This is a genomic window from Vibrio sp. 1-1(7), assembly GCF_013048485.1.
Lineage (GTDB): Bacteria > Pseudomonadota > Gammaproteobacteria > Enterobacterales > Vibrionaceae > Vibrio > Vibrio fujianensis.
This window is the reverse complement of sequence record NZ_VHSP01000001.1, coordinates 274,226-288,324: the sequence shown is the minus strand read 5'-3', so window position 1 is coordinate 288,324 and position 14,099 is coordinate 274,226. Positions and strand designations below refer to the sequence as shown.

Annotated in this window: 12 protein-coding genes and 1 tRNA gene; 4 read left to right on the top strand and 9 right to left on the bottom strand. The window is 45.2% G+C overall.

Going from position 1 to position 14,099, the window contains the following annotated elements; translation table 11 throughout:
* Window positions 1-13: 13 nt before the first annotated feature.
* The 5 genes from FKN05_RS01475 to FKN05_RS01455 all read right to left on the bottom strand — a co-directional run bounded on the left by FKN05_RS01475 (window position 14) and on the right by FKN05_RS01455 (window position 7,082).
* Window positions 14-3,238: a type I restriction endonuclease subunit R gene (locus FKN05_RS01475; RefSeq protein ID WP_170886677.1), complete on the bottom strand. Its 3,225-nt coding sequence runs from the start codon at window positions 3,236-3,238 to the stop codon at window positions 14-16.
* A 3-nt stretch (window positions 3,239-3,241) separates the two neighbouring features.
* Complete coding sequence (locus tag FKN05_RS01470; protein WP_170886675.1) at window positions 3,242-3,907, bottom strand: abortive infection family protein; 666 nt, start codon at window positions 3,905-3,907, stop codon at window positions 3,242-3,244.
* Window positions 3,907-5,109 (bottom strand): restriction endonuclease subunit S, encoded by a 1,203-nt coding sequence (locus FKN05_RS01465; RefSeq protein WP_170886673.1) that lies wholly within the window; start codon window positions 5,107-5,109, stop codon window positions 3,907-3,909. Before FKN05_RS01465 ends, FKN05_RS01470 begins: the two co-directional genes overlap by 1 nt.
* Entirely contained in the window at window positions 5,099-6,802 is a 1,704-nt protein-coding gene (locus tag FKN05_RS01460) for a class I SAM-dependent DNA methyltransferase (RefSeq protein ID WP_170886672.1), read from the bottom strand. Before FKN05_RS01460 ends, FKN05_RS01465 begins: the two co-directional genes overlap by 11 nt.
* A 203-nt stretch (window positions 6,803-7,005) precedes the next feature.
* Window positions 7,006-7,082 (bottom strand) — tRNA-Arg (locus FKN05_RS01455).
* 302 nt (window positions 7,083-7,384) lie between these two features.
* Here FKN05_RS01455 and folD point away from each other — a divergent pair.
* Window positions 7,385-8,242: a bifunctional methylenetetrahydrofolate dehydrogenase/methenyltetrahydrofolate cyclohydrolase FolD gene (folD, locus tag FKN05_RS01450; RefSeq protein WP_170886670.1), complete on the top strand. Its 858-nt coding sequence runs from the start codon at window positions 7,385-7,387 to the stop codon at window positions 8,240-8,242.
* Between the two features lie 77 nt (window positions 8,243-8,319).
* On the opposite strand, the gene FKN05_RS01445 is transcribed toward folD, so the two are convergent.
* The 4 genes from FKN05_RS01445 to FKN05_RS01430 all read right to left on the bottom strand — a co-directional run bounded on the left by FKN05_RS01445 (window position 8,320) and on the right by FKN05_RS01430 (window position 12,043).
* Entirely contained in the window at window positions 8,320-9,525 is a 1,206-nt protein-coding gene (locus tag FKN05_RS01445) for a NupC/NupG family nucleoside CNT transporter (RefSeq protein WP_099611418.1), read from the bottom strand.
* A 216-nt stretch (window positions 9,526-9,741) separates the two neighbouring features.
* Window positions 9,742-10,695, bottom strand: coding sequence for a LysR substrate-binding domain-containing protein (locus FKN05_RS01440; RefSeq protein WP_170886668.1), 954 nt, complete (start codon window positions 10,693-10,695; stop codon window positions 9,742-9,744).
* 67 nt (window positions 10,696-10,762) lie between these two features.
* The gene (locus tag FKN05_RS01435) at window positions 10,763-11,734 is read right to left on the bottom strand and encodes a lytic murein transglycosylase (RefSeq protein WP_099611420.1); all 972 of its coding nucleotides are present in this window, start codon (window positions 11,732-11,734) and stop codon (window positions 10,763-10,765) included.
* Window positions 11,735-11,758: 24 nt separating this feature from the next.
* A complete protein-coding gene (locus tag FKN05_RS01430; protein WP_170887220.1) occupies window positions 11,759-12,043 on the bottom strand; it encodes a YcgL domain-containing protein in 285 nt (94 codons plus the stop codon).
* A 284-nt stretch (window positions 12,044-12,327) separates the two neighbouring features.
* On the opposite strand from FKN05_RS01430, the gene minC reads away from it, so the two are divergent.
* The 3 genes from minC to minE are packed head-to-tail and all read left to right on the top strand — an operon-like array spanning window position 12,328 to window position 14,092.
* Window positions 12,328-12,990: a septum site-determining protein MinC gene (gene minC, locus FKN05_RS01425; protein WP_099611422.1), complete on the top strand. Its 663-nt coding sequence runs from the start codon at window positions 12,328-12,330 to the stop codon at window positions 12,988-12,990.
* A gap of 21 nt (window positions 12,991-13,011) precedes the next feature.
* On the top strand, window positions 13,012-13,824 hold the full coding sequence (minD, locus tag FKN05_RS01420) for a septum site-determining protein MinD (RefSeq protein ID WP_161427786.1): 813 nt from the start codon (window positions 13,012-13,014) through the stop codon (window positions 13,822-13,824).
* A gap of 4 nt (window positions 13,825-13,828) precedes the next feature.
* Entirely contained in the window at window positions 13,829-14,092 is a 264-nt protein-coding gene (gene minE, locus FKN05_RS01415; protein WP_099611424.1) for a cell division topological specificity factor MinE, read from the top strand.
* Window positions 14,093-14,099 lie beyond the last annotated feature (7 nt).

Sequence of the window (14,099 nt, the reverse complement as noted above, 5' to 3'; positions counted from 1 at the left end):
AAAAAATTTACCACTACGAATACCAGCCATCGGCTAGCACTTCTGCTTGTTCTAACACTAGCTTAATCGCCTCTTCGGCCGCATCCGGTGGGTACTTCCAGCGACGCAGTAAACGACGTACAAGGTTGCGCATCCGTGCACGCACGCTTTCACGTTTCTGCCAGTCTACGGTGGCGGATTGACGCAGTTGGTGGGTCAATTCAATCGCCAGTTTGCGTAGGTTATCATCACCTAAGGTGCGTACTGAAGCCTCGTTGATGACCAATGCACGGTAAAACGCTATTTCATCGGTAGATAGGTTGAGCTTTTCCATCATCTCAGCGTCAGCTTGCATCTCTTTAGCCCACTGGATCAGCTCTTCAATCACCTGAGCGGTTTCAATGTTACGATTATGGTATTTTTGCAAGGTCATCATGATACGATCAGAATATTTTTTCTCCTGCACCACATCGTTTTTCATCCGCGCTTTCACTTCATCACGCAGCAGCTTCTCAAGCAGCTCAACCGCCAAGTTTTTCTCTTTCATGTTCTTCACATCTTCTAAGAACTCTTCAGAGAGCAAACCAATGTTCGGTTTATCCAAGCCTACGGTTTTAAAGATATCATCGACGCCCTCGGCCACTATCGCGTTATTGAGGATTTGGCGCAGGGCAGAGTTTCGCAGCTCATCACTGCGTTTGCTATCCACCGTAGAATGTTTGAGAAATGCGGTTTTAATCGCGCCGTAAAAGGCGATTTCATGGCGATAGCCATTCACTTCATCCAACGTACTGCACAGCGAGAAGGCTTTCATCATTGCCGCCATCACATCAAGGAAACGACGTTTACCATCACGAACTTGTTCGCCTTTACTGTTGCGGTGTGAGAGGCCCGAGATATGGTTGACGGCTCCCGGCAGCAGTTGCAGCGGCCGAGTTTCAAAATCAGGCCGATAGTGAAACACCTCACCATCCACTGGCGTGGCAAACATGCCACGAATGACGTCGATTTTTTCCATAAAGAGCGCGAAAGCTTCCGCGGTATCGACAGTCGGTTTACCTTTGCCTTGGCTGTTGGTGTAAGTCTTGAGGGCGTTTTTAAGCTCATTGGCAATACCAATATAGTCAACCACCAAACCGCCGGGTTTATCCTTAAACACGCGGTTCACTCGCGCTATCGCCTGCATAAGGTTATGACCTTTCATTGGTTTGTCGATATACATGGTATGACAGCATGGCGCATCAAAACCGGTTAACCACATATCGCGCACAATCACTAATTGCAGTTCATCACTGGTGTCTTTATAGCGTTTCTCAAACAGCTTCTTGGTCTTCTTATCATGAATGTGCGGCTGCATTTTTACTTTATCTGCGGCGCTGCCGGTCATAACAATTTTGATTGCGCCTTTTGCGGGATCATCGTTATGCCACTCAGGTTTAATCGCCACAATGGCATCGTATAAATCGACGCAAATCTCGCGGCTCATGGCGACAATCATCGCTTTACCCGGAAAGGTTTCACAGCGAGTGGTAAAATGCTCGACCAGATCTTTTGCCACCTGCTGGATGCGTGGCTCGGCACCGACCAGTTTTTCCAGCGCCGACCAGTGTGATTTGATTTTCTCACGGCTGGCGGTTTCTTCGTCTTCGCCGATTTCTTCTTCGACCTGATCGTTCAGCGCTTCGATTTCATCTTGATTAATATCGAGCTTGGCGAGGCGCGATTCGTAATAAATCGGCACCGTTGCACCATCATCGACCGCATCTTGAATATCGTAAATCGAGACATAGTCACCAAACACCCCGCGAGTGTCTTTATCGTCTAGCGATATGGGTGTGCCGGTAAAACCAATAAACGCGGCATTGGGCAGTGCGTCACGCATGTATTTGGAGTAACCATAGACATAACGCTGGCCGACCACATTGCCATGCTCGTCTTTGACATCAACAAGGCGCGCTTTATTACCATATTGACTGCGGTGCGCCTCATCAGACACCACCACGATATTCGAGCGTTCAGAGAGAACAGGATGCGCGGTTTCTTCATCAAGCAGCGCAAATTTTTGTACCGTGGTGAAGATGATGCCACCGGACTGACGATTAAGCAGTAACTCGCGCAAAGCATCGCGGTCAGTGGCTTGTTGTGGGATTTGCTTTAAGGTGTCTTGCGCCATGGTGAAGGTGTTAAAGAGCTGGCCGTCTAAGTCATTACGGTCGGTAACAACAACCAAAGTCGGGTTATTCATGGCGGGTTGTTGCAACAATTTACTGGCGTAGCAGACCATCGAAATGCTTTTGCCACTGCCCTGAGTATGCCAAACCACGCCCGCTTTTTTACTTCCCGGCACTACGGTATTGGCATAATTGGCTCGTGGCTCAGTAATTTGATCAGCGGTGGTGGCCGCAATGACCGTCGCTTTCACCGCAGCACGTACAGCATGGAATTGGTGATAACCGGCGATTTTTTTGATGACTTTGTCGTTATCGGTTTCAAACAACACAAAGTAACGGATGTAATCGAGCAGCAATTCTGGTTTAAAAAAGCCACGCACCATGGTTTCTAATTGGAATTCGAGTAGCGGCTTATCGTCTTCACTCTCTATCGTCTTCCATGGCAGGAAGCGCTCTTTGTTGGCGGTCAGCGAGCCAACTCGCGCCGTCCAACCATCAGAAATGACCAGCGCTTCATTGAACACAAACAGATCGGCGATTTCTTCTTTGTAAGTTTGAATTTGATTGTAAGCATGCCAAATATCGGCGTGATCATCGGCGGGGTTTTTCAGTTCAATCACCGCCATTGGCAAGCCATTGATAAACACCACCACATCGGGGCGACGATTGCCTTTGCTGCCCGTAATGGTGAACTGATTGACCACTAAGAACTCATTGTTCTCATAGTTTTCAAAATCCATTAAGCGAACATGAGTATGCTTGGTCACCCATTGTCCGTGCTCCATTACCGAGTATTCAACCGGCACACCTTCGATCAAGTATTGATGAAATATTTTGTTATTTTTGGTCAAAATTGGGGTTTGTGGCGTTGAAACTCTCTTGGCTACATCAACTAATATGTCCATGGATACATCAGAGTTTAGCCTCTCAAGCACAGAAACTAAGCGTTCCATCAATGTAACTTGTTGATAACTTTCACGCTCAGGTTGAGGTAAATCAGGTGAGGTTTCATAACCGCTTATCTTGTTATAGCCGATTTGTTCAAACCATGCCAAGCAGCTAATTTCTAGCAAGTTTTCACTTATCATTGCTTATTCCTCCACACCTTCTTTGTAGTCGGCTACTGCTTTCTGATAAACACCAGGGTTAACGTGCCATAAAATCTCTGAAGGTATGTATGTATCACCTAAGATATTTATTGCTTCATGGCTATCATTTAAATATTCATCGAAATCAGGATCTTGAATATATTCTTCTTCTTTTGGCTCTAATGCTCTAACTCTTAATTCATGAATAAACCATACTAATGAATCAGTTTGGTTAGCAATAAACAATGCATAGGACACATCCAAATTTTGCTGGTAAATTGAACGGCCATGAGCAAGAGGGCAGAAATCGTTCCTTAGTTCACCGATACCTTTTACAGCACTCTCAATATTATTCCCAAAACTAACTACAAATTTTAGATAAGCCTCTCTAGTTTTCTTCGGGTTATCTGTATTCTCTCCTACACTTAAAGAATGAAGAGCTTTTTTGACAAGCTTTCCCACAGCAATATCTTTTTCATACGGTACTTTAAACTCATCCAGAATGCTTTTTGCAAAGCTTTCTATTAACGATTTACATTGTCCTACAACCATACCAGATTGACCTTCATCAAACGCTGTTTGAATAGACTGAATAGTTGAGGACATTCGATATTTATTTTTTGTTAATAAATTAAGCTCTTGCACTTGAGGCATTAAATTGATGTTCATTAATTACGCTCCAAGTCAAGTTGTCCAGAAAGCAATTTAGGGAGCAATGTGTCTCGCAGGGACGCAAGCTGTTCATTTTGGCGAGCATTAGAAGTTATTGCGTCATAGAGAGGCTTCACTACTTTTCGATAGACACTTAGCACTTCGCTACTTGGAACTACAACTGAAATAGGCTTGAAGCTCTTCTTACTGATTTCGGCGAATGTGCTGCCACTAGCGCGTTGCTTAATCTCATCCATACGGTGAACACACCACTGAAGAACAAATTCCGGTGGTAATTGCTTTTCGCACTTCATTGCGATGTAGCCTTGGTTAATTGCCATTGGCACTTTAGCTAGAGCTAAATAACCGACAGGAGCACGAGAAGATAGCAACACGGTATCTACAGGAAGTAGCCCTGAACTAATCTTCTTCAAACCAGCCTCTGTCACTTTACTCGCAGTATCAAGTAGAACCTTATCTTGAACACCTGATAGGTCTTTTGGCGATGTCCAATGGATGTTCCCATCTACCCAGAAGTCATCATTCTTTTTAGATGGCGTACCGCCACCAACAACTATTACTTCATCACCGATTTCAGACAGTTTCCACCCAACAGGAATACCAGTTTCGCTATCTAGCTTTTCAGGGAATAGCGAGGCAGTAGCTGCATCCATTCCCTCTGGTTGCTCGCTATTCATTTTGGCTTTCACTGGATCGAAATCGACAAACCATGATTTGAAGATGGCTTGCGCCATTTGTTCTAGGGTTTGGTTTGTTTGAGTGTTGAGAGCTATCTTGTCGTCAAGATCACCTAACAACTTAGCAATTGTTTTCTCTCTATCGATACCTATCTCATTTACCAATAATGAGCTTAAGTGATTTCGATTAAGTGTAGGTACACCAGATCCCACATTAAATTTGGTAAAATCAATGCTTCGCATCAGGTAATAAATATAGCGAGGATCATGTCCTTTGAAGTCTTTAACCCATAGTGTGGTATTCAAGGGCCAAAACGGTTCTTGAACATACTGACCTCCTCCTATACTTCCGCTTCGACCAATGACTACTCCGGGAGCTTCAACTTTAGCAGTGTTGTGAAAGCCTCCAACCCCTGTAGATGCGATGACAGGGACTGCACCCTCCGCTCTATCACCTTTCGGAAGATCAAACCCTCTTTGCAATGTGATAAATTCATTAAGAGGCGTCTGTTCAAAGCTCATAACCTAACCCCGCTAGGTTTTTTTTAATCTCGGCTTCTAAAGTTGCGGACTCAGCAAACTGCTCACTCAACTTAGCCGTTAGCGTTGCCATTTTCTCAGCAAAGGGAATGCCGTCATCTAGCTCTTCTGCTGCGCCAACGTAACGCCCCGGAGTGAGTACAAAATCGTGTTTTTTAATCTCTGCTAAGGTTGCGGATTTACAAAAACCGGCTTGGTCTTGATACGTCACGCCATTGACTTCTTCGCCTGTTTTCCAAGCATGGAACAGGTCAGCGACTTTCTGAATATCCTCTGGTCTAAAATCACGCAGAACGCGGTCTTTCATATAACCAAGGTTACGCGCATCAATAAACAGCACTTCGCCTTTGCGATCACGCAGCTTACGGCCCGCTTTATCGGTGCGCGCTTGTTTATTTTTGGTTAAAAACCAGATACAGGCCGGAATTTGCGTGTTGGTAAACAGTTGCCCCGGCAGCGCGACCATACATTCGACCAAATCATTCTCAACCAAGGCGGCGCGAATTTCCCCTTCGTTATTGGTGGATGAACTCATCGAACCATTAGCCAGCAGTAAAGCTTGCGAGCCATCCGGCGCAAGGTGGTAGAGCATATGCTGCATCCACGCGAAGTTGGCGTTGCCTGATGGTGGAGTGCCATATACCCAGCGCGGATCGTTATCATCAACGCCGGTATTCCACTCTTTCATATTGAACGGCGGATTCGCCATGATGAAATCAGCTCGTAAATCAGGGTGTTGGTCGTTGGTATAGGTACTGGCTGGCTCCTTACCAAAATCGTAATCCAGCCCACGAATCGCCATATTCATCGCCGCCAGTTGCCATGTGGTGTAGTTGTATTCCTGACCGTAAATCGAGATTCTTTGTTTTTGCGTGAGCGGGTCAATTTCTTTTTGGTGAGCGCGACGTTCAATAAACTTCTCAGACTGGACAAAGAAACCGCCGCTGCCCATTGCTGGGTCATAGACACGGCCTTCAAACGGTTCAATCATCTCTACAATCAAGCTAACGATAGAGGCAGGGGTATAGAACTGACCGCCTTTCTTACCTTCAGCCAGGGCAAATTGGCCTAAGAAGTATTCGTAAATGTGGCCAAGAATATCTTTGCTGTTCAGTGACTTATGATTAAATGGAATGGTTGCAATCAGGTTAATCAGCTCATTGAGTTTTGCTTGATCAATTTTTAGCGAGGCGTAGTGCTTGTTGAGCACACCTTTTAGCTTCTGGTTGTCGCGCTCAATCCCTTCCAAGGCATTATCAATCAGGTGACCAACAGAAGTAATTTTCTTGGTCTTACCATCAATAACCAAATCGGCACCGCCAATCACACGAGGGCCATTGTCTTGCAGAAACTGCCAACGAGATTCTGTCGGTAACCAAAACACGTTTTTCTCTTGGTAGTAATCACGTTGCTCTAGCTCAATTGCGATTTCTTGTTCCAGTTCTTCTGCCGTGTAACCTTCAGGATCGAGGAAGTACTCGTGCTCAGGGTTAGCAAAATCTTGTTTTAGCTCTTCTTGGCGCAGGGTGAAGGCGTCAGACACATATTTAACGAAAATTAGCCCCAGCACGGCATGTTTGTATTGAGAGGCATCAAGTGAGGCACGGAGTTTGTCTGCGGCTGTCCAAAGCTTGCTTTCTAACGATTTGAGGAAGTGTTGCTCTTGTTCGTTCATTTAAGATTTCTTGAGGTGCAAAACATTGGCCTTATGATACCAGCCGAATCACAAAAATCATGAATTTATAATGAGGTTTAGTATGGTTTTATGAGATAGCAAACATAATCGTCGTTATGCCAGCCACTTGCCGATGCTCGGATGAAATCGGCGACAAAGAAAAAAGCGTGAACAGGTTATAACCCGTTCACGCCTCTCAAATGTGGCACGCCCTACAGGATTCGAACCTGTGACCACATGCTTAGAAGGCACGTGCTCTATCCAACTGAGCTAAGGGCGCATTACAGGGTTGGCATTATACGAATTCACTAAGGTAAATCAACGGCTTTATGCGGTCTTGTGTGTTAAGTGCCTAAATTAAAAACAATAGCACACTCATTTTTTTGCCATGGCAAGTGAACGGATGATAAATCAAGCCCTTCCCTACCGCTCGATTGAGGATAAATTGGTTATTTTCTACCCATGCGCTAGCCGCTTGCTTAAAAGCCAAACAAAGCAAACGATTGCTTGTGGATATTTCCCTTGATCTTTGCGACAATTCGCGCAAAATTTTTGGCTACTAATGCGTAAGTAAGGAAAGTCATGACGGCTCAAAAAATTGATGGAAAGTTAATCTCCCAAACGGTACGTTCAGAAGTTGCGGCTCGTGTTAAAGCACGTACTGAAGCGGGACGACGAGCCCCAGGACTCGCCGTAGTATTGGTTGGAGAAGATCCAGCCTCTCAAGTGTATGTCGCCAGTAAACGTCGTGCCTGTGAGGAAGTCGGGTTTGTTTCTCAATCCTATGACCTTCCGGCAAACACCAGTGAAGCGGAGTTACTCGCAATAATTGATACCTTAAATGCCGATAGCACGATTGATGGCATTTTAGTGCAATTACCACTTCCTGCCGGAATTGATACCACACAAGTGCTGGAACGTATCTTGCCGGATAAAGACGTGGATGGCTTCCACCCCTATAATGTGGGCCGCTTAGCTCAGCGAATTCCGACCTTACGCTCATGTACCCCCAAGGGCATTATTACCCTGTTAGAGCGCTATAATATTCCTTTGCGGGGTAAGCATGCCGTGATCGTCGGGGCTTCAAATATTGTCGGTCGACCCATGACTTTGGAGCTATTATTAGCCGGTTGCACCACGACTACTTGCCACCGTTTCACAAAAGATTTAGCACACCACGTTCGTCAGGCTGATGTTTTGGTCGTGGCGGTCGGAAAACCTCATTTTATTCCTGGTGATTGGATTAAAGAAGGTGCCGTAGTGATTGATGTCGGTATTAACCGTTCAGAAACCGGTAAGCTGGTCGGCGATGTCGATTATGATGTCGCTTGTACCCGAGCCAGCTTTATTACGCCGGTTCCCGGCGGAGTTGGGCCGATGACGGTAGCAAGCTTAATAGAAAATACCTTGATGGCCTGCGAGCTGTTCCACACCGACTAATCCACGCTCAGCCATGCGAACAAAAACGGCGAGCTTTTTATTGGCTCGCCGTTTTTGTTGCTTTGTCTTTGCCAGCGTTACAGCGAAAGAATCACGCCCGCTAAAGCCGCGCTCATTAAATTGGCTAAGACCCCAGCCGAAATAGCTCGAAAACCATATCGAGAAATAAAACTGCGCCGCTCTGGCACTAAGCTGCCTAGCCCACCAATCAATACTGCCATGGTTGAAATATTGGCAAAGCCACACAGTGCAAAGGTCACAATGGCTTGAGAGTGTTCGCTCAGTTGCGATTGAACGTTCATTAACTGAATAAAGGCCACAAATTCATTGACGATAATTTTATTGCCAATAAGTGCCCCAGCGGTGATTGCTTCGTGCCATGGAATGCCCAGTAGCCATGCAACCGGCGCAAATAGATAGCCTAAAATCAACTCAAAGCTAAGTTCGACCCCGACCAAACTGCCCGCCCAACCGAGCAGGCCGTTAAGTAGTGCAATCACACTGACAAAGGCTAATAAGGTGGCACCAACGGCGACCGCGATACGTAACCCAGACATGGCTCCATCGGCCACCGCTTCGACAACATTGGTTGCTTTAGGCATGTCGGCTAAATCATCACATTGCGGTAAAATGTGAGGCTCAATTTCTGGTACTAATATTTTGGCCATTAACAAACCGGCCGGAGCTGACATAAACGCCGCAGCAATCAAATAGTTTAAATTTACGCCCAGTGAAGCGTAACCAACTAATGTTCCTCCAGCGACAGAGGCTAACCCACACGTCATCACGGCAAAAAATTGTGAGTCACTCATCTGTTTTAAATAGGGTTTCACAACCAGTGGTGCTTCAATCATACCGACAAAAATATTGGCCGTTGCGGAAAGTGATTCAGCCCTTCCTGTGCCGAGCAGTTTTTGTATCCCACCACCGAGAACATTAATGACTTTAGGCATTAATCCGATGTGATAAAGGCCTGAAATCAATGCTGAGAAAAAGATAATGATGCCAAGTACATTAATCGCAAATACAAAACCAATGCTGTCATTCGCTAAACCACCAAAGATAAAGCGGATCCCTTCTTGTCCATAATCAATTAAATGTGACACCGCTCCAGTCACCTGATTTAAAATGTCCTTACCCATCGGAACATACAGCACCAATAGCGCAAAACCGACTTGCAGCAAAAAGGCGGGAACCACCGTTTTCAATTGAATATTTTTTCTGTTTGTAGAAAGTAGCCAAGCGATAACTAAAATCGCGGCAACACCAAGAAGTGAGTTCATGAACGCATCCGAAAAGTTTACCAATAGGGGAAGGCGTGGGATTCTATTCCTCAAATCGGATTGCGCAAGTGGCAAATGTTAATCGGATCGCACTAAAAATATCCCTTTGTGACACCCATATTTAACTGTTTGATTTATAAATAACTAAACGATTGCTTGATGCTATTATTTCCATTTAGAAAAAATATTTCTCAGGAGAGAAAAAATTTCGCGCCATTATCTTTCATTTTGATTAAAACGGAGATAAGGAGCTAGTTGCTGATCCCAGTAACAAGGTGAGCCAATTTTGGCTTTGATAAAATCAATGACCGCAGTGATTTTCTTAGGCATATGTTGACGGCTTGGATAAACCGCATAAAACGGCATCACTTGGTTGGCACGCCAATCGGGTAACAGTTGAATCAGTTTACCTTGGCGAAATTCATCCTGAATTAAATAGGTGGCTAAATAGGCAATCCCCCACCCTGCAACCGCGGCATCACGCACCGCTTCGGCGAGATCAACCGAATAATTTCCCGAAACTTGGATGGTCAGTTGCTGCTCAGCATTGGCAAATGACCAATGGGTATAGTCTCGCTCCCAACTGCGATAAATTAAACAATTATGAGTCAGCAGATCATGAGGCGTTTGAGGTATGCGGTGTTGCAATAAATAATCGGGCGAAGCCGCGACAATAAACTGACAATCGACTAAACGTTGAGCAACGTAGCCCTCTGGTAAGATTTCATTACTCGTGATCCAGAGATCGAGCCCTTCTTGCAGCATATCGACTTTATGATCAAATAAATGCACTTCAATTTTCAATTTCGGGTACAACTGATGCAGCGCCTCTAAGGTCGGCAGAATATGCAAGGTTCCGAACGACTGCGATAAACCCAGCTTTAATAATCCGCAGACTTCATCGCGCTGACTTTCCACCTCTGACTGGGCGGTATCAATGATGCTCACGAGCTGAGCGCAATGGTCATAAAAGGCTTGGCCCGTTTCAGTCAAAGTAAAACTGCGTGTGGTTCGCTGGATCAACTTTGCTCCTAGTGCAGCTTCCAGTTGTGCTAATTGCTTACTCACATGGGAGACCGAAACGCCTAATGTTTTAGCTGCCGCGGTAAACCCTTGTTGTTTGACTAACGCAGCAAAGATCACCATTTGCCCGGCACGATCTGATAACACATTCACCCCTATGGTTATGATCAAAAAGGGCTGATAACCAGCCCTTTCGTTAAAAGTGTTTGTTGGCTTAAAATTTAATTCTATCGGCTAAATGACTGACCGCTAGCGCGAAATAGTGTGAACGGTTCCACTTCATCAGCACATTATAGTTGTTGTACACCAAATAGATTCGCCCTTTTTCATCATCTGGAATAATCAGCCATGCTTGAATATCCTGATCGAGTTTTGGCAATGGTTGACCGTCGTAGCGGGTCACACCCAGTTGGCTCCACTCTTGTAGGTATTTTCCTTTGCCTGCTTGGCGACCTTCTAAGCTGCGATCAAACCCTTGTGGTATTTTAACTTGTCGCCCCCAAGTGTATCGATCATCCCACCCCGATTGGCTGAGATAATTAGCCGTTGATGCAAAGACGTCCGCCGTGGTTCCCCAAATGTCTTTCTTCCCGTCGCCATTTCCATCGGCTGCATAAGCCAAAAATGAGCTAGGCATAAATTGGCATTGCCCCATTGCTCCAGCCCAAGAGCCTTTCATCTCGTCTATCTGGATGTGCCCTTGCTGTAAAATTTGCAATGCGGCCATGGTTTCTTTGCGGAAAAACGCTTCACGTCGTCCATCATAAGCCATTGTGGTCAACGCATCGATCACCGAATAGTTACCAGTAAAGCGGCCAAAGTTACTCTCGACTCCCCAGAGCGCGACAATAAAACGTGGATGAACCCCATACTGTTTGCCAATCCGCTGTAGCTCATCGTAATGTTGATCATATAACGCCTGAGCTTGGTTAACCTTCCAATCGGGTACTGCGCGTGGAATATATTCATCCAAGGTTAGCCGTTTTTCCGGCTGGTTACGATCAGCAGTAACGGCGCGAGGACGATGTTCCACATTCGCAAACGCCGCCGTTAAGATCGATTCAGAAATCCCCTCTTGACGCGCCTCTTGCTTTAACCCTTCCACATACTGTTCAAAACTGACTGGATTTGCCCATAATGGCCATGAACATGCCATCCCTAGTATCACTGACACAATTTTTTTCAAAAGACTCTCCTCAAACCATCCGGGTTACGAACCTTGTCTATTTTGCTGTTTTTGTTCTTTATAACGTGCTAATAAATTTTCTGGTGGTGGCGGCAATTGTAAAAAGAACCCTTGTTGCCCCAACGCCGTTTTCACCTTCTCAACATTCACGTAGGCCAATTGACGCTTGGCCAGATTAACTAACATGACAAAAATAGGTTTACCAAAAGTCTGCATTAAGGTGTCAGGAACCTGTGAAAAATCATCTCTCTTCGGAATATAGAGATAAGTGCCTTCTTTTTTTGAACTCTTATAGATAGAACAAAGCATGCCAACCCTTTCCATTGAATTTTCCCGCATTGGGGATAAAATTTCGCTCATTTCGGATCATCACCGCTAAAATTGCGAGGAAATCACCGAATTGACGGCAAGATAACTTGCTGTACCAAGGCGCTGAATATAACATGACACCTATAGTCTCCGACAACGCTAATTACCCTATACCAAATGCCCTTTTCCGACAAATAAAGAGGGATTGTGCACTCATTGTACCTTCGCTTAAATTGTAGATTCGCTTAGGTATAGAACAGGCGTTTATTGAGGTCAACGTTACGATGTCAAATATACCTGACCTAAAAGGCCGTAGTTTCACTTTATCTGTACTGCATCTGGCGGATAATCAAGTGGAGACTACGGTGAATTTTCTAAAACAAAAAACAGAGCAAGCCCCCGCTTTTTTTGCCAATGCGCCGATTGTTTTAAACATTGATAAAGTAGTGGGTGAGATTGATTTTGCTACACTAAAAAATGGCATTATTGAAGCCGGTTTTGTCCCCGTTGGCATTACGGGGTGTAAAGATAAACGTTGCCAAACACAAGCTTTTTCCGCGGGGTTTGCGGTGATGACGGCCAGTAATACGCCATCTCACGCTCCGACCCAGATGGCACCGACCAAAGTGGTTCGCAATCCGATACGTTCAGGGCAGCAGGTGTATGCAAAAGACGGTGACTTGGTTATTTTAAACCATGTTAGCCCTGGGGCAGAAGTGATCGCCGATGGTTCAATCCATATTCATGGCACACTACGCGGCCGAGCAATTGCAGGGGCTAGTGGGCAAAAAGAAGCACGTATTATTTGTCACGATTTACAAGCCGAACTAGTTTCCATTGCAGGGAATTATTGGCTGAGCGATCAAATTGATAGTGAGTTTTGGCAAAAGAAAGTGATGCTGAGTTTAAGCGAAGAGTCACTGCATTTTGAATTACTCACAATTTAGCATCGAAAGGAAACTCATTAGATGGCACGCATTATTGTTGTAACGTCAGGAAAAGGTGGGGTAGGCAAAACCACCTCCAGCGCAGCTATTGCGTCTGGTTTAGCTTTAAAAGGCAAAAAGACGGCGGTGATCGATTTTGATATCGGCCTGCGAAACCTAGATTTAATCATGGGGTGTGAACGACGTGTGGTTTACGATTTCGTCAATGTGCTCAATGGCGAAGCCACGCTTAACCAAGCGCTAATCAAAGATAAACGCAATGACAACTTGTTTATTCTCCCCGCTTCACAAACACGAGATAAAGACGCACTGACCAAAGAAGGGGTGCAACGTATTTTAAATGAACTCAATGAAATGGGCTTTGAGTTTGTTATTTGTGATTCACCCGCAGGGATCGAACAAGGGGCATTAATGGCGCTGTATTATGCTGATGAGGCCATTGTCACCACCAACCCTGAAGTCTCTTCAGTCCGTGATTCTGACCGCATTTTAGGCATTCTGGATTCGAAGTCATTACGGGCAGAGCAAGGGCTTGAACCCGTGAAACAGCACCTGCTGCTCACGCGCTATAATCCAACCCGTGTTAGTCAGGGGGAAATGCTCAGTGTCGAAGATGTAGAAGAAATTCTACACGTTCCTTTACTCGGGGTGATCCCAGAAAGCCAAGCTGTATTAAATGCTTCAAATAAGGGGATTCCCGTTATTTTTGATGAGCAATCTGATGCTGGCCAAGCGTACGATGATACGGTTGAACGACTGCTCGGGCAGGAAATTGAGTTCCGTTTTTTAACTGAGCCAAAGAAAGGCATCTTTAAACGACTTTTTGGAGGCTAACCCTATGTCATTACTTGAATTTTTCCGCCCACAGAAAAAAAATTCAGCAAGTTTAGCCAAGGAACGCTTGCAGATCATTGTCGCTGAGCGTCGCAGTCAAAGCGATCCAGCCCCAACCTATTTGCCCCAGCTTAAAGAAGATATCTTGAAGGTGATCGCTAAGTATGTGGCGATTGATCCTGACATGGTTGAACTTTCCTTTGAGCACAAAGGCGATGATATTTCTGTGCTGGAGTTAAACGTTAAATTGCCCGATGAAGAAAAATAATCGCCAG